17 protein-coding genes are annotated in these 22,100 nt (G+C 63.4%); 7 read left to right on the forward strand and 10 right to left on the reverse strand.

All coding sequences use genetic code 11. The features are described from left to right. Positions 1–353: 353 nt before the first annotated feature. The 7 genes from QQK95_RS29445 to QQK95_RS29475 all read right to left on the reverse strand — a co-directional run bounded on the left by QQK95_RS29445 (position 354) and on the right by QQK95_RS29475 (position 4,983). Positions 354–734 (reverse strand): hypothetical protein, encoded by a 381-nt coding sequence (locus QQK95_RS29445; protein ID WP_284277911.1) that lies wholly within the window; start codon positions 732–734, stop codon positions 354–356. Positions 735–847: 113 nt separating this feature from the next. Next, positions 848–1,858 carry an NHL repeat-containing protein gene (locus QQK95_RS29450; RefSeq protein ID WP_284277912.1) on the reverse strand — a complete coding sequence of 337 codons (1,011 nt, stop codon included), beginning with the start codon at positions 1,856–1,858 and terminating at the stop codon, positions 848–850. Between the two features lie 217 nt (positions 1,859–2,075). After that, the gene (locus tag QQK95_RS29455) at positions 2,076–2,222 is read right to left on the reverse strand and encodes a hypothetical protein (RefSeq protein WP_284277913.1); all 147 of its coding nucleotides are present in this window, start codon (positions 2,220–2,222) and stop codon (positions 2,076–2,078) included. Between the two features lie 25 nt (positions 2,223–2,247). Further along, entirely contained in the window at positions 2,248–2,502 is a 255-nt protein-coding gene (locus QQK95_RS29460) for a GlsB/YeaQ/YmgE family stress response membrane protein (RefSeq protein ID WP_019861233.1), read from the reverse strand. Positions 2,503–2,610: 108 nt separating this feature from the next. Further along, positions 2,611–2,814, reverse strand: coding sequence for a hypothetical protein (locus QQK95_RS29465; RefSeq protein ID WP_284277914.1), 204 nt, complete (start codon positions 2,812–2,814; stop codon positions 2,611–2,613). Positions 2,815–2,898: 84 nt separating this feature from the next. Further along, positions 2,899–3,519, reverse strand: coding sequence for a ribonuclease D (locus QQK95_RS29470; protein WP_284277915.1), 621 nt, complete (start codon positions 3,517–3,519; stop codon positions 2,899–2,901). Positions 3,520–3,597: 78 nt separating this feature from the next. Continuing rightward, a complete protein-coding gene (locus QQK95_RS29475) occupies positions 3,598–4,983 on the reverse strand; it encodes a M20/M25/M40 family metallo-hydrolase (protein ID WP_284277916.1) in 1,386 nt (461 codons plus the stop codon). 423 nt (positions 4,984–5,406) lie between these two features. Here QQK95_RS29475 and polA point away from each other — a divergent pair, with 423 nt between their 5' ends. Continuing rightward, positions 5,407–8,370, forward strand: coding sequence for a DNA polymerase I (gene polA / locus QQK95_RS29480; RefSeq protein WP_284278019.1), 2,964 nt, complete (start codon positions 5,407–5,409; stop codon positions 8,368–8,370). A gap of 134 nt (positions 8,371–8,504) precedes the next feature. Here the strand turns inward: polA and QQK95_RS29485 are convergent, their stop codons facing one another. Next, entirely contained in the window at positions 8,505–8,909 is a 405-nt protein-coding gene (locus QQK95_RS29485; protein ID WP_032931728.1) for a Fur family transcriptional regulator, read from the reverse strand. A 245-nt stretch (positions 8,910–9,154) separates the two neighbouring features. Here QQK95_RS29485 and QQK95_RS29490 point away from each other — a divergent pair, with 245 nt between their 5' ends. The 5 genes from QQK95_RS29490 (at position 9,155) to amrB (ending at position 17,277) form a co-directional block, all read left to right on the forward strand. Continuing rightward, positions 9,155–11,356 carry a caspase family protein gene (locus QQK95_RS29490; protein ID WP_284277919.1) on the forward strand — a complete coding sequence of 734 codons (2,202 nt, stop codon included), beginning with the start codon at positions 9,155–9,157 and terminating at the stop codon, positions 11,354–11,356. 119 nt (positions 11,357–11,475) lie between these two features. Next, the gene (locus QQK95_RS29495; protein WP_284277920.1) at positions 11,476–11,856 is read left to right on the forward strand and encodes a hypothetical protein; all 381 of its coding nucleotides are present in this window, start codon (positions 11,476–11,478) and stop codon (positions 11,854–11,856) included. Beyond that, positions 11,853–12,560 (forward strand): DUF4760 domain-containing protein, encoded by a 708-nt coding sequence (locus QQK95_RS29500; RefSeq protein WP_284277922.1) that lies wholly within the window; start codon positions 11,853–11,855, stop codon positions 12,558–12,560. The genes QQK95_RS29495 and QQK95_RS29500 overlap by 4 nt, the downstream gene beginning before the upstream one ends. Before the next feature lie 68 nt (positions 12,561–12,628). After that, positions 12,629–15,595 (forward strand): caspase family protein, encoded by a 2,967-nt coding sequence (locus QQK95_RS29505; protein ID WP_284277924.1) that lies wholly within the window; start codon positions 12,629–12,631, stop codon positions 15,593–15,595. Further along, entirely contained in the window at positions 15,592–17,277 is a 1,686-nt protein-coding gene (gene amrB / locus QQK95_RS29510; protein WP_284277926.1) for an AmmeMemoRadiSam system protein B, read from the forward strand. The genes QQK95_RS29505 and amrB overlap by 4 nt, the downstream gene beginning before the upstream one ends. A 178-nt stretch (positions 17,278–17,455) precedes the next feature. On the opposite strand, the gene QQK95_RS29515 is transcribed toward amrB, so the two are convergent. Beyond that, on the reverse strand, positions 17,456–19,264 hold the full coding sequence (locus QQK95_RS29515) for an MORN repeat-containing protein (protein WP_284277927.1): 1,809 nt from the start codon (positions 19,262–19,264) through the stop codon (positions 17,456–17,458). Positions 19,265–19,432: 168 nt separating this feature from the next. Further along, a complete protein-coding gene (locus QQK95_RS29520; RefSeq protein ID WP_284277928.1) occupies positions 19,433–20,527 on the reverse strand; it encodes a trypsin-like serine peptidase in 1,095 nt (364 codons plus the stop codon). Between the two features lie 400 nt (positions 20,528–20,927). Here QQK95_RS29520 and QQK95_RS29525 point away from each other — a divergent pair, with 400 nt between their 5' ends. After that, positions 20,928–22,025 carry a S1 family serine peptidase gene (locus QQK95_RS29525; protein ID WP_284277929.1) on the forward strand — a complete coding sequence of 366 codons (1,098 nt, stop codon included), beginning with the start codon at positions 20,928–20,930 and terminating at the stop codon, positions 22,023–22,025. Positions 22,026–22,100: the final 75 nt, after the last annotated feature.

The following is a 22,100-nucleotide window of genomic DNA, read 5'->3' on the forward strand; positions in this document are numbered from 1 at the left end:
CGCTTGCTGTCCCCGGTGCTAACGGCGTCCGGGTTGAAGAGTAGATGCGGCGATTTAAGGGCGGGTTAAGTCGGAAAAATTCAAGGCGATTGATAATCAAATGCCTGGGGTCCGGCAGTGATCGCGTTGTTCGAGCCGCTGATTTTGGCGCTGGCAAACGGTCGCGCCCGTCGCGATGGAACAATCCTCGCCGTGGCATTTTGTCCGGGCGCCAAGGCCCGCACCATTCTTAGCCGCGACCTAGGCGGTCGCGGACATGTTCCGTGTTGGGGCGCGATCGCAAATGCTCGCAGCTTCGCGTTCGACCGCGCCCCAAATCACCCGTCACCAGGCAATTACCTGGTGGACATGCGTCACCCGATCGCCGCACGAACCGAGAGCGCTGCCCTGGACGATTGCATGACCTCGCCGACATGGCAGTAGCAGACGATCTCGTGCAGTTGATGGTCGGTCAGCTCGAAGAAGCGCTTGGCTTCGCCATAACTGTCGTCCTTCAGACCCTCGTCGTGCAATACCGGGTCCGTGAAGGCAACCGCTATCGGCGAGCCATCGGCCCGCATGACATCGCGCTCCGGCAGCGCACGGTATTCGGTCCCGGCAAGCGCGGTCAGGAGCCGGCTGGGCTCACGTTCAAGAAGCTCGGCCCAACGAACGAGACGTTGGGTTCGGCTCATTACTGGCTGTGTGTTGACCTCGGCAACTGCATGCAGTTGATCTAGTGTTTGGTGTTTCATGGCAACCTCCTAGCAATAGGTTGGTTGACCCCAAACGCCCTGTGTCGACATCATAGCGCCGAAGCGTCGATCCGTCATTCTAATTCCATATCGGGGGAAGCGCGCTTCGGGCACTACGCCGATGCAATAGCCCCGTCTTGCCGGCAATTTTCAACGCCACCGAGTATCGACGGCAGCGCGAAAAAGGCCAGCGTCTGCTCCTCGCAGGTCACCGCCACGACGCTGTTCGACCGGTCGATGTCAAGGCCTTTCGGGCCGCCTTCCTCGGGGCTGGCCCTGCCGCGGACGAAGGTGTCCTCGTCGAGCACGATCACCGAGCGCGCAGGCGTGCGATGCCCGTCCCAGGCACTGTCGCCAACATAGACATGCATCATCCGGCTGCCGGCGTCGGCGACGAGAATGTGCCGGTCATCGCCAGTAAAGCGCAGGCCATGCGGATAGCCGGCGTGCTGCAGGACGCCGGCGGGTTCGGTATCGGGTCCAAGCGACGCCGACATCCGGTAGAGCTTTACGTCCCTGGTGCCGTGGCTGCTGACGGCGACCCATTGCCCGTCGCCGCTGATCGCGATGCCGTCGGGGATATCGAGGCCATGTTTCAGAAGCGGTTGATTGCTGGTGGCGCGATAGCCAAGCCACCGGTTGATCACGTGCTGGGTGACCAGATGCGTGTAGTTGTTGCAGACGAGCAGGCTGATCCGGCCGCGCGACTCGCGCCTGACGGCAATCGAACCCGGTGAATTCAGTTTGCAGGGCCGCCTGCCCTTTATCCGGCGAATGGCTGATATCACGCGGCTCTGGCCGGCCGGTTCCTCGCGCGGCAGGCTGAAGATCGCTACCACTCCGTCGCGATTGGCGATCGCCAGTGTGCGGTCATCGATGAAATCCAGACCATGGATTTCGCCCATATAGTCCGATGTCAGCTCCATGTAATCGTGGATCGTGACGTCCGGACCATCGGGTCCAGCCTCGATATCGATGCGCAGGACCAGCAGGCGCTTGCGCGCATAGCCGGCAATTGCCAGCAATCGATTGTCGGGTGAAAAGCGCAGGTCTTCCGTGCGTCCGATCGCCGAAAGCGCCGCCCGCACCGCTGCGTCGGCCCTGAAGTTGATCCCGGCGATCATCCGTCCTCCGCTCAGGAAATCGAACGATGGAAGGGATCGGGAATCGTCCTGACGCCCCGGCCCATTGGCGATTGTTGCCCCTGTTTGATGTTGTGGACTAAGCCTGATTGCGCGCTCGGCGGTCAAGGCAATACAGGATTTCCAGCTTCACAGGCTGGAGACCCTCGCCAACGCCTTTTACATGCGGCCGGCGCCGCACCACCGGTCGACGGCAGGCTCAGTTCTGCTGGATCGAAATGCCCTTGTCGTCGATCTTGAGTTCGACGCCTTTCGGCTTGGTCTGCTCGCGGTAGACATAGACGCCAAGCGCGATGACCACGACGACGAGCGCGCCGATGATGAGATAGAGCATATTCTGCTTCATGGCGCGCCCTTTGCCGTATCGAGCCTCAGGCTCGTTTCAGGACCTTGACCAGCACCAGAAGGATGATGGCGCCGATCGTGGCGTGGATGATGGAAGCGATGATGCCGCCGCCGATGGAGAAGCCGATCCGCGGCAGCAGCCAGCCGGCGATGAACGCGCCGACGATGCCGACGATGATGTTGCCGATCAGGCCGAAGCCGAAACCGGAAACGATGAGACCGGCGAGCCAGCCGGCGATGGCACCGATGATGATGAAGACGAGAAGGCTTTCTACGCCCATGGCGATTTCCTCCGAGCAAGGGGGCGAGCACGGAGCGGAAGGCTCCGAATCGGCCCCGATATCAACGGCTTCAAGCTATTCGAAAGCAGCTGGCCCCGCCAGCGGCGCTCATTGATCGTCGTCGTCGCGGGAAGCGGGCCGCCAACTGGTCGGCTCGACCTTCTTTTGCGTATGACTGTCGGTGTAGACCCACCACCCGTCATCGCGGTATTGCCCGATGGATTCGTTGATGACGCCGTCGCCGTCCTTCCACGTGACGGTGACCTTGGAGCCATCGGTCGGCGCGGTTGCGATCGGCTTTCTGTCGGCCATGTCATCCCCCTTTTCCAGCCCACGGAACGCGACCGCAGGCATCTGGTTCCCAACCGGCCGTCGGGCCCGGAATTGCCGCAAAGGTCAGCTGTGCGCGAAGATATCCTCTTCGTCCCAGCCCATCAGGTCAAGCTTGGCCCGCGTCGGCAGGAAGCGGAAGCAGGCATCGGCCTCCTTGGTCCGCCCCTCGCGCGCCAGCCGCCCGGCCAGCACATCGCGCAGCCGGTGCAGATAAAGCACGTCGGAGGCGGCATATTCGAGCTGCTCGGGCGACAGCGTTTCGGCCGCCCAGTCCGACGATTGCTGCGCCTTGGACAGGCCAACGCCGAGAAGCTCGAAGCAGATGTCCTTCAACCCATGCCGGTCGGTATAGGTGCGGGTCAGCCGTGAGGCGATCTTGGTGCAGAACAGCGGTTCGGGCATCACCCCGAAAGCGTTGTAGAGCACGGCAAGGTCGAAGCGTCCGAAATGGAACAGCTTCGTCACGCTGCGGTTTTTCAGCAGGCTGACGAGGTTCGGCGCCTTTTTCTGGCCGGGTGCGATCTGGATGACGTCGGCGCTACCGTCGCCGGGCGATATCTGCACCACGCACAACCGGTCGCGATGCGGGTTCAGACCCAGCGTCTCGGTGTCGATGGCCACCGCCCCGACATTGTAATGCGAAAGGTCGGGCAAATCATGCTTGTGGAAACGGATGTCGGCCATGGTCTTCTCCGGTCGCGGCGTTTCCCGTCCTCGCCGCGATCCGGTGAAAAATCAACAGGAAAACGTGTCTTCTGTCGCTCAGCGCGTCAGTGCATCGAGAATCCGCGCCCAGGAGCGCTGGCCCTTGTGGAAGGATGAGAGCTCATACTTCTCGTTGGGCGAGTGGATGCGGTCGTCGTCGAGGCCGAAGCCGACCAGCAGCGATTCCATGCCGAGATAGGTCTGGAAGTCGCCCACCACCGGGATCGAGCCGCCGCTGCCGGTGGTCACCGCCGGCTTGGGCCATTCGTCGGACAGCGCGGTCTTGGCCTTGGCCAGGAATGGCGAGTCGTAGGAAAGCTGGATTGCCGGTGAGCCGCCGTGCGGGTGGAATTCCACCGAGCAGTCGGCGGGAATGCGCTCCTTGACGAATTGCTGCAAGGCCGCGCGGATTTTGGCTGGATCCTGCTTGCGAACGAGGCGGAACGACACCTTGGCCGACGCTTCCGCCGCGATCACCGTCTTGAAGCCCTTGCCGGTATAGCCGCCGATGATGCCGTTGAACTCGGCGGTCGGCCGCGCCCAGGTCAGTTCCAGCACCGAGCGGCCCTTTTCGCCCGATGGGATGGATAGGCCGACAGGCCCGAGGAAGGTCTCGGCCGTTTCGCCAAGCGTCTCCCAGGATTTCAGCACCTGCGAGGGCGTTTCCTCGACGCCGTCATAGAAGCCCGGGATGGTGATGTGGCCATCCTTGTCGTGGATGTCGGCCAGCACCTTGGCCAGGATGCGGATCGGGTTGGCGGCGGCGCCGCCATAGAGGCCAGAATGCAGGTCGCGGTCGGCGGCCTTCACCGTGATCTCCTCGCCGACCAGCCCGCGCAGCGCCACGCAGATCGAGGGCGTGTCGCGGTCCCACATGTCGGTATCGCAGACCAGCGCAAAATCGGCCTTGAGCTCGTCGGCATTGGCCTCGAGGAACGGTTTCAGCGACGACGAGCCGGACTCCTCCTCGCCCTCGAACAGGATGGTGACGCGGCATGGCAGATTGCCATGCACCTGCTTCCAGGCGCGGCAAGCCTCGACGAAGGTCATCAGCTGGCCCTTGTCGTCGGCCGAACCGCGCCCGGTGATCACTTTGTGGTCGGGCCCGACTTGCTTGATGGCAGGCGCGAACGGATCGTTCTCCCACAATTCGATCGGGTCGACCGGCTGCACGTCGTAATGGCCATAGAACAGCACATGCGGCGCGCCTGCCGGCCCCTCATGATGGGCAACCACCATGGGGTGTCCCGGCGTGTCGCGCACGCTGGCGTCGAAGCCGATAAGCTTGAGCTCCGCCACCAGCCATTCCGCCGCCTTGCGGCAATCGGCGGCATAGGCCGGATCGGTGGAGATCGACTTGATCCTAAGCAGGCCGAACAGGCGTTCCAGGCTCTGGTCGAGATTCTTGTCGAGACGGTCGAGGACGGGGGAAACTGCGGACATTTGTGAAAGCCTTTCGATTCAGTGCCGGAACCGTAAAGGCAGAGCGCGGAAACGAAAAGCCCGGGACGATTGGACCACGGCGCGAGTCAGCCGCCGCGGGCCAAAAAAAGACCGCCGTGGTGGAGGGGGAACCACGGCGGCCTCATACTCGAAACGATGCGGCAGCCCGGAGAGGGGGGATAGGCTGCCGCAGTTGTCCGGGATAGGCGGGGGACGGGCCTTGCTCCGGACTTCGGCGAAAACTGCCGATGACGTGTATTTGGGTCTCTGAACGTGGCGATTCAAGGGCACCAACGTTACACTTTTGTAACGTGCCCGTGATTGGGCCTGCATACCCGTGATCTGTCAGGGTGTTGACGGAACCGATATCCGGCGATGTCTTTGGCATGGACCAAGCCATCGCGCCGCGCTATCCCTGCCGGCATGAAAAAAGGCGATCATCTCTTCCTCATCGACGGCTCTGGCTACATCTTCCGGGCCTATCACGCACTGCCGCCGCTGACGCGCAAGTCCGACGGCCTGCCGGTCGGTGCCGTTTCCGGTTTCTGCAACATGCTGTGGAAGCTGATGCAGGATGCCCGCAACACCGATGTAGGCATTGTGCCGACGCATTTCGCGGTCATCTTCGACTATTCCTCGAAAACCTTCCGCAACGAGCTCTACCCCGAATACAAGGCCAACCGTTCGGCGCCGCCGGAAGACCTGATCCCGCAATTCGGCCTGATCCGCCAGGCGACCAAGGCCTTCAACCTGCCTTGCATCGAGATGGAAGGCTTCGAGGCCGACGATCTCATCGCCACCTATTGCCGGTTGGCCCGCGAAGCGGGCGGCGACACCACCATCATCTCCTCCGACAAGGATTTGATGCAGCTGGTCGGCGATACGGTCGGCATGTACGACCCGATGAAGGATCGCCAGATCGGCATTCCCGAGGTCATCGAAAAATGGGGCGTTCCGCCGGAAAAGATGGTCGATCTGCAGGCGCTGACCGGCGATTCCGTCGACAATGTGCCCGGCGTGCCCGGCATCGGTCCCAAGACGGCGGCGCAGCTGCTGGAGCAGTTCGGCGACCTCGACGGGCTGCTGGCGCGCGCCGGCGAAATCAAGCAGGACAAGAGGCGCGAATCGATCATCGCCAACACCGACAAGGCGCTGATCTCGCGCCAGCTGGTGACGCTGAAGAACGACGTGCCGGTGGCCGAGGGGCTGGACGACTTCGTCCTGCACGCGCCCGACGGGCCGAAGCTGATCGGCTTCTTGAAGACCATGGAATTCACCTCGCTGACCCGCCGCGTGGCGGAAGCGACCAGCACCGAGGCCGGCGACGTCCAGGCCGTCGCGGTGACCGTCGAGCGCGCCGACCACGCACACGGCCCCGATGTCGGCGCCGGAGCGCCGGTTGCGGCCCGCAGCAGCGCAGAGACTGGCCAGGCCAATGGCGAGGCAACCACCGCACCGACGACGGACAAGGCCAGGCAAGGCGATACCCCTTCCCTGCTCTCAGCCATGCGGCTGGAGCGCGCGGCAACCGGCAAGATCGACACGGCGGCCTATCTCTGCATTCGCGATATCGCGACCTTGAAAGCCTGGGTCGCCGAGGCGCGGGAGGCTGGCGTCACCGCCTTCGACGTCAGGGCGACATCAACCGATCCGATGCAGGCCGAACTGATCGGCCTGGCGATAGCCACGGCACCCGGCCGCGCCGCCTACATTCCCTTCGCCCACAAGAGCGGCAATGGCGACCTGCTCGGCGGCGGCGCGCTCGAAAACCAGATACCTCTGCGCGAGGCACTGGCGGTGTTGAAACCACTGCTCGAGGACAGATCGGTCCTCAAGATCGCGCAGAACCTGAAATACGATCTGGTCATCATGAGCCGCTATGGCATCGATGTCGCGCCGTTCGACGACACCATGCTGATCTCCTACGTGCTCGATGCCGGTACCCCGCACGGTCACGGCATGGATGCGTTGGCCGAGAAATGGCTTGGCCACACCCCGCTCCTGCTCAAGGACGTGACCGGCTCCGGCAAGAACTCGGTCGGTTTCGACCAGGTCGACATCGACAAGGCGACGGCGCACGCCGCCGAGGATGCCGATGTGACGCTCCGGCTCTGGCTGGTGCTGAAGCCCCGGCTTGCCGCCAAGGGCCTGGTCTCGGTCTACGAGCGGCTGGAACGGCCGCTGGTGCCGGTGCTGGCACGCATGGAACAGCGCGGCATTTCGGTCGACCGGCAGATCCTGTCCAGGCTGTCAGGCGAACTGGCGCAAGGTGCCGCCCGGCTGGAAGAGGAAATCTACCAGCTCATCGGCGAGCGCATCAACATCGGCTCGCCCAAGCAGCTCGGCGATATATTATTTGGCCGCATGGGCCTGCCCGGCGGCTCGAAGACCAAGACCGGCCAATGGTCGACCTCGGCGCAGTTGCTGGAAGACCTCGCCGCCGAAGGCCACGAACTGCCGCGCAAGATCGTCGACTGGCGCCAGCTGACCAAGCTTAAATCGACCTATACCGATGCGCTGCCCGGCTTCATCCATCCGGACACCAAACGCGTCCACACCTCCTATGCGTTGGCCGCGACCACCACGGGCCGGCTGTCGTCCTCCGATCCCAACCTGCAGAACATTCCCGTGCGCACCGCCGAAGGCCGCAAGATCAGGACCGCCTTCATCGCCGACAAGGGCAACCGGCTGGTCTCGGCCGACTACAGCCAGATCGAACTGCGCGTGCTCGCCCATGTCGCCGAGATCCCGCAACTGCGGCAGGCTTTCGCCGACGGCGCCGACATCCACGCCATCACCGCGTCGGAAATGTTCAACGTGCCCGTCGAAGGCATGCCTTCCGAGATCCGCCGCCGCGCCAAGGCGATCAATTTCGGCATCATCTACGGCATTTCGGCCTTCGGCCTCGCCAACCAGCTGTCGATCCCGCGCGAGGAAGCCAGCAACTACATCAAGAAATATTTCGAGCGCTTCCCCGGCATCCGCGACTATATCGAGGAGACCAAGGCCTATGCCCGCGAGCACGGCTTTGTCGAAACCATCTTCGGCCGCCGCATCCACTACCCGGATATCCGCTCCTCGAACCCATCGCTGCGCGCGTTCAACGAGCGCGCCTCGATCAACGCCCGCCTGCAAGGCACCGCCGCCGACATCATCCGCCGCGCCATGGTTCGCATGGAGGAAGCGCTGGACAAGGCCAAGCTGTCGGCCCGCATGCTCCTACAGGTGCACGACGAACTGATCTTCGAAACGGTCGAGGCCGAAGTCGAGGCGACGATCCCGGTCGTGCGCCATGTCATGGAGAACGCGGCGATGCCGGCTGTATCGATGTCGGTGCCGCTCCATGTAGACGCGCGAGCCGCGAACAACTGGGACGAGGCGCACTAGAGCAGTTCCAGGAAAAGTGTGAGCGGTTTTCCGTCTGGAATTGCGTCAAAACAGAGAGTTAGAGCGGTTCGCCGTTTCATGAAACGGTGAAACGCTCTAGCGCCAACGCTTCGTCATCCTGCGAAGAGAAGACCTTAAGCGGCCTCAGCCCGACACTTCGCGCACGTCCCGCGAAACTCGATCACCGCCTTCTTGGCGGCGAAGCCTGTCGAATGGACCCATTCGTTCAGCCGGTGGTCGACGTCGTGGTCCGACATCTCGGTCACCTGCCCGCACGTGTCGCAGATGGCGAAGGCGGTCATCGAATGGCTGTGATCATGCGGCTCGGCGCAGGCAACGAAGGAGTTGATGCTTTCCAGCCGGTGCACGAAGCCGGACTTCACCAGCGTGTCGAGCGCGCGATAGACCTGCAGCGGCGCGCGGAAGCCGCGTTCGCGCAGCTGATCGAGCAAGGTATAGGCGCTGAGCGGTCCGCTGGCGGTCTCGAGCTTCTCGAGCACGCACAACTGGTTTTTCGTCAGCACATCCCTTGCCGCCATGGTCCGGTTCCAACTTGTCCTGCGCCATCTCCAGGCGGTTTGCCCGTGCAAACCGCCTGATCCCATTCAGATAGCGACGAACCGTCGTCTTTGCTACTCTTCTGTTGTTGCCCCGGGCCGGTCGATAACGTGCCGGCGCATTTGATGACGGCAGGCTAGATGGCGCGGCGACATTCAAAATACTGACAAAATCCTCGACGAGGGTGGTTTCGCTTGGGAAATTCGATCGGGCTTGGGGAAGCGATATGATCAAATTGACACGCCGGACGCTGCTTGTCGGCACGTCCGTGCTGATGGCGGCCGGTACGCTCTCGTTCCGGGCGCTGGCGGCATCGCGCACCTATCATGCGCTGCTGGTCGCCTGCACTGAATATCCTGCCCTGCCGCAAAGGAACTGGCTGATCGGCCCGAAGAACGATGCCGGCCTGGTGCACGAGTATCTGCTGAAGAACGTGCCCGACCCGGTGCGCTTCGCGCCCGAAAACGTCACGCTGCTCGCCAAGGACGTGCCCGGCGCCCAGGGCTTACCGACCCATGCGGCGATCAAGGCGGCGCTCGCCGACCTTGCCGCCAAGGTTCAGCGCGACGATTTCGTCTATCTGCATCTGTCCGGCCACGGCGCCCAGCAGCCCGAAAGGGTCAAGGGCGACGAGACCGACGGGCTCGACGAGATCTTCCTGCCCGTCGACATCGAGAAGTGGATCAATCGCGACGCCGGCGTGCCGAACGCGCTGGTCGACAATGAGATCGGCGATGCGCTCGACGCCATCCGCAACAAAGGCGCCTTCGTCTGGGCTGTCTTCGACTGCTGCCATTCCGGCACCGCGACGCGCGCCGTCGAGGTCGATGACGAGCTGGAACGGAAGGTCGAATTCGCCGATCTGGTCGGCGGCGACGAGGCTGCAAAAGCGGCGGCCGTCAAGGCCTACGAGGACACTGTCGCAGGCGCCTCGCGCGGCCTCGACGAGAATGGCGCGCGCAAGCCCGCCTTCAACCTGACGCCAACCGGTGGCGAGCCGATCACCAAGGGCAAGCTGGTCGCCTTCTATGCCGCACAAACGGTGGAGACGACGCCGGAGATGCAGCTGCCCAAGGGCACGGCGGATGCGCCGCGCTTCGGCCTGTTCACCTTCACCATCCTGTCGAAGCTCGCCGAAAACCCCAATGTCACCTATCGCCAGCTCGGCCAGGCCGTGCTGCAGCAATATTCGGCCGACAGCCGCACCCGGCCGACGCCGCTGTTCGAGGGCGAACTCGACGCGCGCGTCTTCGGCACCGACAAGACCGACGCCGTCATGCAGTGGCCCATCGTCGTCAAGGACGGTGAGGCGACGATCGGCGCCGGCCTGCTGCATCGCCTTACGCCCGGCAGCAAGCTTGCCATCCTGCCGTCAGCGCTGTCGTCGCTGTCCGACGCGGTCGGCTATCTCGAAGTGCAGTCGGCCAAGAACCTGGAAAGCCGCGTCAAGCCGGTCGAGTTCGAGAAGAAGCCGGCACTGAAGCTCGCCGACATCCCCGCCAACGCCTATGCGCGGGTGGCGGAGATCGCCGTCGACTACAGGCTCACTGTGGCGCGGCCGGCCGCGACCAAGGGGCTGGAGAAAGAAGCCGAGCTCGTCAATTCGGTTCTCGATGAGCTGGCGGCAGCCAAGGAAACCGGCTTCAACATCGAGCTGGTCGACCCGGGCAAGAGCGCCGAGCTGCGCTTCGCGGTGATGCGCGAGAATGCCATTGCCGGCGCCGCCGGGGACGCGTCAGACAAGCCGGCGCTGTGGTTCCTGCCGGCGTCGGGCGACGTGACCTTGAAGGACGGCAGCAAGCCGCCGCTGATCATCATCCATCCGGATGACCGCCAGAAGCTGGTCGACGCCACGGGCAGGAATTTGCGCACCATCTTCCGCGCCACCGGCCTGTCGCGGTTGGCGGCGGCCTCCGACTACAAGCCCGAGGATGTCGACGTCCAGTTCCAGATCAAGCGCCGCGACACCGACGGCCTCGAGCCCTTGCAGGCCTCCGCGGTGCCACGCGTCTCGCCGGGCGACGAAGTGCATGTGCTGGCCAAGAACAGCTCGGACCAGCTGGTCGACATCAACGTGCTCTATGTCGGCAGCGACTATTCGATCACCCACATCGTCGCCGAACGCCTGGCACCGCAGGCCACGCTGCAGGAAGGGCTGCTTGCCTTCACCGACACCAGCTTCGGCATGGAGCGGATGATCGCGGTACTGACCGAAGCGCCGCCGGAAAGCGAGAAGGAAGATCTGAGCTTCCTGGCGCAGGACGGCGTCGCGGCGATGACGCGCGGCCTCGGTCCCGCCAGCTTCTCCGACATGCTCGCCGATATCGGCATGGCGCCGCCGACCCGTTCGGTGATGCGGCTTGCCGACAAAAGTGGCCCGAAGGGGGCGGTGATGATCTTTCCGATGGAGACCGTGCCACGCGCCTGAGCTCCGGACCACGGCCACACGGCCTCGTACAGCCGGCTCTTGCGCGATTGGCGCGATATGAGAACATCCCCCAGCCGCAGCCAAGGGCTCGGCGGCTGACGAAGCAGATAGGATCGATTGTGAAGAAGTCTTTTTTCTCCTGGCGCGCAACGGTTGCCGGACTTGCCGGCGGCCTGTTTCTGGTCGCCAATGCGTCTGCGCAGGACACATGCGGCCTTTGCGCCAAGCAGGTGGTTCTCAATTCGGAACTGGCAACGTGCTTCCTCGATCAGTACGACCAGTTCGCCAAGACCAGCAGTGACGCGGTGGTGGTCGATCTCTCGAGCTGCGCCTCGCGCGGCGTGGTCGAAGCCTTGCCCTCGCCGAACAAGGCCCCGGCCGAGCCGGACATGCAGTTCATAGTCTCGCGCCCGCAACTGGCATGCCTGAAGAAGCAGCTTGAAGCGCCGGGCGTGGTGCTTGATCCCTCCGCCACCATCGAACTGGATAGCTGCAAATGAAGAAGCCGGGGGGCACGACAAAGCAGACACCGGTGGCCGCGCCCGCAAAGGCGCCGGCGGCGAAGGAGACGCTGCCGGAAACCACCGAAGGTTTTCCCTGGCCGAGTAGCCATGAGATCAAGAAGGAGAGCAATCCCTTCACCGATCGCGACTGGCGCATGCTGGTCTATGCCTGGTCGGGCTTGCTGGTGCGTTTCGCCATCATCTTCACCCTGGCATTCTCGATCTACCAGTTCCTGGCCAACCAGGAACAGAAGCGCGTCGAGCAGACCATGTCCCTGGTCGAGCTCTGGGAAACCAAGGACTACCAGCAGGCACAACGGGCGTTGAAAGATCGTCTTGCCGCCCTTAACGCCAAATACGACAATCTGCTCAGCGCCAACCCCTCGCCGACCGAGGAACAGGTGTTCCGCCAGCGCATCGGCATCGAGGCGATGAGCGCTTCGGGCGGCGACATGCCGCTCGCCGACTTCAATGAGAATTTCGACCGCATCGTCTATTTCCTCAACCGGCTGTCCTTCTGCGTCGATGGCGACCTCTGCTCGCGCAAGGTGACCGATGCCTATTTCCGCGACTACGCCGTCTCGTTCTGGAGCTATTTCGCCGGCTATGTCGACAAGCAGCGCAAGGCGGGTTCGCCGACTTTTGCCACGGCGATCGAGGCCTATGTTCGCAACGGACAACCAGCGGCCGAAGTCAAATAGCGATGGGGAAACCCGGGCCCAGATTCCGCCTCATGCGCGCCTGCCGCTGGCTGGCCATGGCTGGAGCCTTGATCACGGCCTCAGCCGCCCGCGCCGAGGACGCCCCGGATTTCCATCTCGACCTCGATACCGGCGGCCACACCGCCCGGATTGCCGATCTTGCCTTCACGCCCGATGGGGAGGATCTTGTCTCGGCATCCGACGACAAGACCATCCGCATCTGGGACTGGCAGAGCGGCGTGACGCTACGCACCATTCGCGGCTATCTCGGCAATGGCAGCGACGGCAAGATCTTCGCGGTCGCGGTCTCGCCGGATGGCAAGACGATCGCCGCCGGCGGGTATTTCGGCGCCGGTCTCGGCGACAAGCCGCCCTATGGCGACATCAGGCTGTTCGACTTCGCCACCGGCAAGATGAAGGCCGTGCTCAAGGCCGCCGACTACGCGACCTATGATCTGGCCTTCTCGCCCGATGGCAAGACACTGGCAGCCGGCGGCGGCGACGGCATGGTCTATCTTTGGCGGCTCGACGACAAATCAGCGACGGGCTGGACGCTGGACAAGAAGCTCGACGCCGATTCCTGGCACATCGACAAGCTGGCCTTTGCCGAGGGAGGAACCCGGCTGGCGGCGACGACGACCGACAACGGCATCCGGCTCTGGGATGTCGCCAAGGGCGAGGAAATCGCCTTGCCCGATGAAGCCGAGCCCTTGCGGGACATCAGCGTCCTGGCGCTGGCCATCTCGCAGGACGGCAGCCTGTTTGCCACCGGCAGCAAGGACGGGCAGGTCCAGCTCTGGCATGCCGCCGACGGCACGCTGGCGCGCGCCATGCCGAGGCAGGACTTTCTCATCGGCTCGCTGACCTTCGCCAGGGGATCGCGGCTGGTCGCGTCCTGCGGCTACCGCTGCGCCAACAAGCATCGCTCCGTCGTCTGGAACACCGACAGAGGCGAGAAGATGCTCGATTACAGCGGCCATGACGGCACGGTCTATGCCAGCGTCGCCAATGCCGACGGCTCGCTGGTGGCGACGGCCGGCGGTACCCGCAACGCCATCCAGGTCTGGGACCCGGCTACCGGCGAACGCAAGGCCTTGCTCCAAGGAGTGGGCGAACCGGTGACCGCTGTCGGCGTCGATCCGGCAAACGGCATCATCGCCTGGGGGAATGCCAACCCTTGCCCCGAGCGCGTGGCTTGTCCCGAACAGCTGGGCGCGCTGGACAAGAGGCTGGAACTGCCCACCGCCGAGCGGTTCTTCGATGACCCACAGCCGCTGGCCGAGCCGGGCTCTTTTGCCCGCGCCGCGCTGAGCGATGGCGAGTGGTCGCTGCACGCCACGGTGGGCGGCAAGGACGCGCTGGAAAACGCGGTGCTGGAGATTGCCAATGGCGGCAAGGTGGTGCGCTCGATCGAGAACGACGCCACCAACGGCTTTGTCCATTCGGCTTTTACGCTGATCGACAATGGGCTTGGCCTGATCACCGGCGGCAATGACGGCACGCTGCTGGAATACAAGGCCGCGACCGCCAGGATTTCCGGCGAATTCACCGGCCATACCGGCGAAATCAACGCGATGGCCGCCTCGCAGAAAGCCGGCCTGCTGGTCACCGGCAGCGCCGACCAGACGGTGAGGCTGTGGAACCTGAAGACGCACGAGCTGATCGTGTCGATGTTCTTTGCCGGCCCGCAATGGATCGCCTGGATGCCGCAGGGCTATTACTATTCCTCGGACGAGGGCGACAAGCTGATCGGCTGGCACGTCAACCAGGGCCGTGACCATGAAGGCCGCTTCATCCGCGCCGGCCAGTTGAAGAAATATCTCTGGAGCCCGGAAATGGTGCGCCGGGCGATTATCCTGCGCAGCGCCAAACAGGCGGTCCAGGAGATGCGGCCGGGCGTCGACAACGAGCTGCAGAAGCTCTTGCAGCGCAAGCCGCCGGAATTCGGCATTCGGCTCGCCGACGACCAGAGCAAAGTCCGCGACGGTTATGTCGCCGTCGAGATAACAGGCGCCAAGGAAGCCGGCACCGATGTCGCCGGCTTCTCGATCCTGTCGAACAGCCGCAATGTCGGCGACATCGCCACGCGTTCGGCCGACGGCAACAAGACAATCGTCGAGGTGCCGGTCGAGGATGGCCAGAACACCATCCGCATCACCGGCACCAACGAATATGACTATCTGACCGAACGCAGCGTGACGACGCTGGCGAGGAAGACCGAAAAGGCCGAGGCCAAGGGCAAGCTCTATGTCGCGGTCATCGGCGTCGACAAATATCCGTTCCTGACCGACGCCTGTTCCGGCCATGCCTGCGATTTGCGCTACCCCGTCGACGACGCCACCGAGTTCCTCAAGGTGGTTGCGCAGAAGTCGGCGCCTTTGTTCGCGTCGATGGAGACGTTGGTTCTGGTCAACCGCGAGGCGCTCGACGAGAGCCCCGACAAGGCCAAGCAGACCTACACGGTCGCCGGCGCCGACAACATCATGGAGCCGGACTCGCACACGATCGACGACCAGCTTGCCGATTTCCTCGACAAGCCTGGCGAGCACGACACCACCATCGTCTTCGTCGCCGGCCATGGCATCAACATCGACGAGGATTACTATTTCATCCCGACTGATGGCCGCAAACAGGATGCCGATCGCTGGAAGCGCTCTTCGCTTGTCGACTGGGGTGACATCCAGAAATCGGTCGAGCGGGCCAAGGGCATGCGCTTCATGCTGCTCGACACCTGCCATGCCGCCAACGCCTTCAATCCGCGCCTGGAAAAGGACGCGCAGGACGCGCGCATCGTCGTGTTTTCGGCGACCGCGGCCAACAACACCGCCGCCGAATTGCCGGAGCTTGGCCACGGCGTCTTCACCTATTCGATCCTCGAAGGCCTGCGCGGCAAGGCGAGGACCTCGGATGGCGGCGTCACGCTGTTCGGGCTCGCCGATTTCATTTCGCGCGAAGTGGTGCGGCTGACCGCGTCGAAGCAGAAGCCGTTCTATTATGTCGGCGGCGTGGAGAATATCGTGTTGGCCGAGCCGTGATAGCCCGCCTGCTGACGGTCGCCATGTTCTCTCTGGTTCTCGGCGGCACGGCCCGGGCCGCCCCGGTCGTCTGCCCGCCTGGCACCGAAAACTTTCCACCCTTCTACGACGACGCCACGCTGTTCAAGGACGCCATCGCCAGCGTCGCCACTATCCAGCCATCAAACCAGCGGCTGACCGGCATCACCGTGCCGCATCACCTGCTGGCAGCCGACCTGCTGGCGCTGGGCTTTCATGCCGCGTCCGGCTTTCGCTACAAGCGCATCGTCATCCTGTCGCCTGACCATTTCCACAAGACGCACAAGCTCTACGCCACCACGGCGCGCGGCTTCGACACCGTGCTTGGCCCGGTGGCGGCCGACAGCGATGCCGTGCGCCTGCTCGAAACACATGCCGACATTGTCGAGGATTCCTGCCTGTTCGACAGGGAACATGGCGTGCGCGCCATGCTGCCCTTCCTCCACCACTATTTCCCGGAGGCGAAGATCGTGCCGGTGGCAATGTCGGTGAAGGCGAAGCGCGGCGACTGGGACAGGCTGGCCGAGGCGCTGAAACCGATTGTCGACCAGGACACGCTGATCGTCGAATCCACCGACTTCTCGCACTACCTGCCGCAGCATGATTCCAGGCGTTTCGACCAGCAGACTCTGAACATGCTGGCCGCCGCTTCGCTCGATGGCATCGCGGCCCTTCGCCAGCCCGATCATGCCGATTCCGTCGGCGCACTCTACATCCAGACCCGGCTGCAGCGCGAACTGTTCGGCGCCCAGCCGCTGGTGGTCGCCAACGAGAACTCGCAGGAACACACGTCCGACTATGTCGAGCGCACCACCAGCTATGTCGTGGCGCTGTTCGGCGCCTTCGGTCCGGGCTTCAACAATCCGGCGCGGCCGAAAGACAGTATCTATTATCTCGCCGGCGACGTGAATTTCGGCCGCGCCATGAAGAAGATTTTGGTCCGCGACGGCGTGGCCGACAAGATCGTCGACAGCATCCTTTCGCTGACCGGATCGCGACCGCTGATCGTCAATCTCGAAGGCGTCATCCTGCCCAACGTGCCGGAAGCGATCGACGACATGACACTGGCCATGCCGGAAGACCTCGCCGCCAGCATGCTGAAGCGGCTGCACGTCGCCGGCGTCAGCCTCGCCAACAACCACGCCTACGATCTCGGCCCGTCCGGCTATGCCGAGACGCTGCGCGCGCTGGACGAAGCCGGCATCCCGCATTTCGGCCAGGGCGAGACGCTGGCGCTGGCCGATCTCGACCTTGTCGGCCTGACCGACATCGACACCAACGGTTCTAGGAACACCGACTTGCTCACCCCTGCCTTGCTTGACCGGCTGCTGCACGAGAATGCCAAGCGGCCGGTCGTCGCCTTCGTCCATTGGGGCCGCGAGTACAAGACCGAGCCATCGGCGCGCGAAGAGATGCTTGCCGATGAGATGCGGCTGCGCGGCGCTTCAGTCATTGTCGGTGGCCATCCGCATGTCTCGAGCGAGACGATCGTCCCACTTGCCGGCGGCGATGTGGCGGAAGTCTATTCGCTCGGAAATTTCCTGTTCGACCAGAGTGCGCAACGCTCCTCGGGTTCAATGCTGGAACTGCGTGTCTTTCCCCAAGGCACGATCTTCGTCAGGCTCATCCCACTGCCCAACTATTTCGAGATGGGCCGGAAGTAGCGTCTGCCGACCAAGGTATGTTGAGATTCAGGTCAGGCCGAGTCGAGAATGGTGGTCTCCGAGAACCGGAGCGGAGCGTACTTAAGTACGTGAGCACAGTTCTACTGCGACGCAGTAGAACGGGGAAGCGCAGGAGACTGCCATTCGCAGGCCGGCCTCACCTGAATATCGACATACCTTAGCCGCAGCCCATCATCTGGCGGGGCAGATAGCACGCCGCGGGCTCGGTCTTGGTCTCGAACAGCGATTGCTTTGGGCGGAAATAGAAGAAGGTCACCGGCTTGCTCTCGCGCACGCTGCCATCGGCAAAATGCGCGGCGATACTGAAGCTGTGGATCGACGACATCGCCGACCACATCTTCAGCCGCGCCGTATAGGCGCCGACATTCTTGTTGCCGCGCACCGGCATGGCGATCGTGTAGTCGTGCTTGCCGATCGGGAATTCGATGTTCTGGTAGCGCATCGCTTCCGGGCTGCCGCCACCGCCATCGCCGCATTCGGCCATCGATTCGGGAGTCTCGAAGACCGCCATGGTTACCTGGGCGCGGAACGGCTCGCTCTGCTGATAGACATTGCCCTGATCGTCCGCCCAGGAATAGTCCAACTTACCGATCGCGTTCAGCATCATCGCCTGGTTCAAATTGCCGAGATAGTCGCCGACCTCGCCAAACTTGATCTTGTTGGTGAACTGGCTGCGGCAGACATTGAGGCTGTCGACCGAGGGACAGGGGAAACGCCCCGTTTCCAGGCTCGCCGTATCGACGCCGGCCTCGTCCAGCACGCTCTTGATCGACACGTCGACGCCATCGCCGAAACTGCCGATGTCCTTGGTGAACATGCGGCTTGGCTGGCCGGTCGGATTGCCCTCATCGTCCACAGTGGTGAACTGGATCGACATCTTCATGTCCTTGGCATCGCCCCAGCCATTGTTGACGATCGAGAAATCGGGCCTGAAGCCGATGCAGCCGAAATGCTCCGAGATCGACAGCATGGGTTTGCGGTAGGCGTCGCTGGCGGCGACCTTCATTTCCAGGCTGTCGAGCTTGACCCTGGACTCGTCCGTCGTCTTCAGGTCAACCTCGGCAAAGGCCGGCGCGTTTTCCCAGTCCGGACCGTCATAGACATTTGTGTTTTTGACCGTTCCGGTGCCGTTCCAGGCGTCGTTGTAGAGGGTGTCTTCCGGATAGATCGCGATGTCCTCGTCGCGCGCCAGGTGCTGGTATTTCATGTCGGCCTGCTGGGTCATGCGCTGGTCGACGATGACGCCGATCTCGACCTTGTCGGCATCACCGCCGCCGGCCTGCGCCTTGAGCAGACCGCCGACCCTGGCATCGGCCAGAACGTCGGGACGTGAGCCGCCGACCTCCTTGCCCATCACCCATTGCGATTCATAGACCGTGCCGCCGGCGAGCCGGGTCTGGCCCTTGCCGTTCTTCAGCCCGCCGACAAAGGAGCCGGCGAATATTTCGCCCGTCTTCGAAAGCAACCGGCCCTCGCCATTCGGGACGCCGTCGACGAACTGCCCCTCATAGCGGTTGCCGTCGGCATCGACATGGATGCCTATGCCGTTGAGTTCTCCGCCAAGCCAATGGCCGTCGAAAACCTCGCCTGAGCGCAGTTCGAGCCGGCCTTGCCCGTCGGGCCGGCCGTTCCTGACATCGCCGAAATAGCTGGAGTAGACCGTCTTCGGGTCATAGCTCGCCGAGCCGCGCACCCGCCACACCAGCCTGCCCTTGCCGTTGATGGTGCCGTCCTCGGCGATCGTCCTGTCGGGCGACTCGCCCCCCGCCGGCTCCCAGACGAAGTCGAGGTTCTTCTCCGGATGGAAATCCCAGACGCGCACGGTCCTGCGCAGCACGGAGCGTGTGTCGGCCTGATAGAGGATCTGCACGCGCTCCGCCCAGGCGCCGCCGACAGGGGCGGAATCGGCAAAAGCCGGTGAAAGCATCATCGCGCCCAGCATCGATGCGGCCGCGATCCCGAACACTGCCCTTGTCCGCCCCATCCCTTGAGCTCCCTGGACGCCTCGCCCCTTGGCAGGCCAAGCGTAGTCGGGGCGCCGGCCGCGTGCAAGGGAAGCCATGCGGAAGGATCGGCACGAAAAAGGCGGCAGGTTTGACCCGCCGCCTTTGTCTTCACCGCGAACGCGCAGCGACTATTTGTAGAGGCTGTTGATCCACTGGACGTTGGCCGCGTTCAGGCGCACCGCCGTGTTCGCCTCGGGGCTTTCCGCCACGTTGACGCCGGTGATGATGCGCTGCTTGGACTTGGTGTCGTAGGCATAGACCGAGCTGCCGCTCGACCCCGGGAACGTATCGCAGTCATACTGGAAATATTCCGGAGCGATGTTCTCGGCATGCACTTCGCAGCTGGCCTTCCACATCGTGCCCATCGGCTTGTCGCCGGGATAGCCGACGAGATTGGCGGTGAAGTCGCCGAGATCGTCATAATTGGCGTAACCCAGCCAGCCGAGGTTGGTGCCGACATCCTGCTTCAGCGTGATGATGCCGAGATCCCACGGGATCACCGAGCCGTAATAGCCCTGGTAGTTGTCGATGAAGCCCTGCAGCACATAGGCGCTCTCATAGGTGAAGGCGCCGAACGGCGCGTCATCGGCGGTGCTGCCGTTGAGGCCTGGCACGAACAGATATTCCGAGAGCCAGTCCTTGTCCTCATGGCTGTAGAGGCAATGCGCCGCCGTGAGCACCGTGCGCGGGCCGATCAGCGTCGCCGAGCAGCTGCCATAACTGCCCGTCTTGGTCGATTTGGCTTCCAGATAGCCGATGGCCGAGAATGGATAGGTCTTGGTGTTCTTGACCTGCTCGCGATCGTCGGGGCCGAAAACCTGGCGCCCGGCCTCGCCTTCGCCGAGCCCCGGATCCTCGGTCTTGCGCTCAGCCCCGTCCGCGCCATTGGCCGGCGCGTTCAGTTCCTTGATGATGAGCTCGCGCAACGCCTCGCTCGGCTCGATCTTGATCTCCTTGCCATCGGCGGAACGCCCGACGATGCCATAGGATTTGACGGCCGCCTTCTCGTCGGTGAGCGGCGCGGCGCGGCTGTCTTCATCAGTAAGCTTTGGGGTCGTGATCGGTTTTGCCCGACCGGCCTTGAAGTCGCCTGAAGTAACGTCCCGCATGCTTTCGCCATTGCCGGCACTGGCGGAACCAGGGTCGGCGGCGAAAACCGGGACCGTCCACATTGCAGTGGAAAGCAATGCGGACGCAATCAGTGCCTTTGTCAGTTTTGTCATGGTGAGACTCTCCCAAAAGTCAGCAAGGACTGGATCAAAATACAGAAATATTGTCGAGATCGTGGTGACGCCGAAAAATGAGTCTGCTCGCCGGCATTCCCCGCGAGCGTTGTTCTAGGCTGTCATTTTCAAGGCCCCCGCCAAAAAAACACTGCAGCGGTATACTGCCTAAAATAATCCAAGATTGGCAATGACAAATCGCTTCCACGTAGCCCGTGGGGGGCTATAGGATTTTGTGCGGGTTCTGCTCGCGGGCACGGTTAGCAAAAGTGGGATTCGGTTTTGTGACCGATCGCGCGCCATTTCGAGACGGCACGCGTGCGGATCGCTGAACCGGCAACACCTCCTTGCACGATGCCCGGCGTCGATCCGCGCGGGAGAATTGTCTGAGGAGGTTCAGGTGCACATCACAAATCGGTTCGGGCCAATCCTTGCCGCATCGCTGCTTGGCATTGCCGCTGCCTTTGTATCGATCAACCACGGCCGGGCGGATGAAAGCACCGCAAGGCCTGAAGCGGCGGTCTCGCCGATGCAGCGGGTGACCGAGGCCAGGGCCAAGGCAGCGGCGGAGAACCCCGACGGCGCCGACCGGGTCTATGGCGGCAACCAGGCCGAAAAGGGCGCCTATCCGTTCCAGGTCGCGCTGCTCACCACCGCCAGGCTGGACGAGAACCCGGCCTCGCAGGCCAATGCGCAATTCTGCGGCGGCAGCCTGATCGCCCCGCAATGGGTGCTGACGGCGGCGCACTGCCTCAACGACAAGGGCAGGCCGATCTCGCCGGATACGGTCACCGTGCTGACCGGCGCCACCGATCTCAGCGAAGGCAAGCGCCACAAGGTGGTGGAGGTCATCGTCAACGAGGGCTACAGCGAGCAGACGCTCGATAACGACCTCGGCCTGCTCCGGCTTGCCGAGCCGGCCGATGCGCCGACCATCAAGCTTACCCGCGAGGCGACCCCCGACACCGGCAAGACCACCGTCACCGGCTGGGGCAAGATGCAGGACGGAACGTTCCCGACCACGCTGATGGTCGCGGACCTCGATCTGCAGCCGAACAGCGCCTGCAACAGCGGCATCAAGGCCATCTATGCGCATGATTTGAAGGCGGCACTTGGCGATCTGTCCCACCGCATGCGCTATTCGGAGAAGGGCATCGACGCGGCCGCCAATGCGATCGCCGCCGACATGACCGATCCGCTGACCGGCAACATGATCTGCGCCGGCACCACCAGCGGCGTGCGTGATGCCTGCAATGGCGACAGCGGCGGCCCGCTGTTCATGACTGGTACCGGCGGTCCGGTCCAGGTCGGCGTCGTCAGCTGGGGCGAAGGCCCGGCCGATGGCAGCGCCGCCTGCGGCCACAAGGACGCCTATGGCATCTACACGCGGCTGGCCAACTACGGCGACTGGATCGAGGCGAAGATGAAGACCCCTGCTCCCGCGCCGGAAAAGCCGAAAGCCGGGCTGGGCACCGCGCAGAAGCCGAAGACGCCCTGACGGCCCGGCCATTTTGCCTGACATTTTTTGCTTGTCATGAAAGCGGCGGGAGAGATTCCCGCCGTTTTCATTTGC

This window comes from Mesorhizobium huakuii, from assembly GCF_030160235.1.
Taxonomy (GTDB): domain Bacteria; phylum Pseudomonadota; class Alphaproteobacteria; order Rhizobiales; family Rhizobiaceae; genus Mesorhizobium; species Mesorhizobium huakuii.

Excerpts from the sequence above, each read along its gene's own strand:
- QQK95_RS29465 (WP_284277914.1), bottom strand. The coding sequence starts at position 2,814 with ATGGCCGACAGAAAGCCGATCGCAACCGCGCCGACCGATGGCTCCAAG.
- QQK95_RS29450 (WP_284277912.1), bottom strand. The coding sequence starts at position 1,858 with ATGATCGCCGGGATCAACTTCAGGGCCGACGCAGCGGTGCGGGCGGCG.
- QQK95_RS29500 (WP_284277922.1), top strand. The coding sequence starts at position 11,853 with ATGAAGAAGCCGGGGGGCACGACAAAGCAGACACCGGTGGCCGCGCCC.
- QQK95_RS29485 (WP_032931728.1), bottom strand. The coding sequence starts at position 8,909 with ATGGCGGCAAGGGATGTGCTGACGAAAAACCAGTTGTGCGTGCTCGAG.
- QQK95_RS29445 (WP_284277911.1), bottom strand. The coding sequence starts at position 734 with ATGAAACACCAAACACTAGATCAACTGCATGCAGTTGCCGAGGTCAAC.
- QQK95_RS29460 (WP_019861233.1), bottom strand. The coding sequence starts at position 2,502 with ATGGGCGTAGAAAGCCTTCTCGTCTTCATCATCATCGGTGCCATCGCC.
- QQK95_RS29520 (WP_284277928.1), bottom strand. The coding sequence starts at position 20,527 with ATGACAAAACTGACAAAGGCACTGATTGCGTCCGCATTGCTTTCCACT.
- polA (WP_284278019.1), top strand. The coding sequence starts at position 5,407 with ATGAAAAAAGGCGATCATCTCTTCCTCATCGACGGCTCTGGCTACATC.
- QQK95_RS29455 (WP_284277913.1), bottom strand. The coding sequence starts at position 2,222 with ATGAAGCAGAATATGCTCTATCTCATCATCGGCGCGCTCGTCGTCGTG.
- QQK95_RS29475 (WP_284277916.1), bottom strand. The coding sequence starts at position 4,983 with ATGTCCGCAGTTTCCCCCGTCCTCGACCGTCTCGACAAGAATCTCGAC.
- QQK95_RS29490 (WP_284277919.1), top strand. The coding sequence starts at position 9,155 with ATGATCAAATTGACACGCCGGACGCTGCTTGTCGGCACGTCCGTGCTG.
- QQK95_RS29470 (WP_284277915.1), bottom strand. The coding sequence starts at position 3,519 with ATGGCCGACATCCGTTTCCACAAGCATGATTTGCCCGACCTTTCGCAT.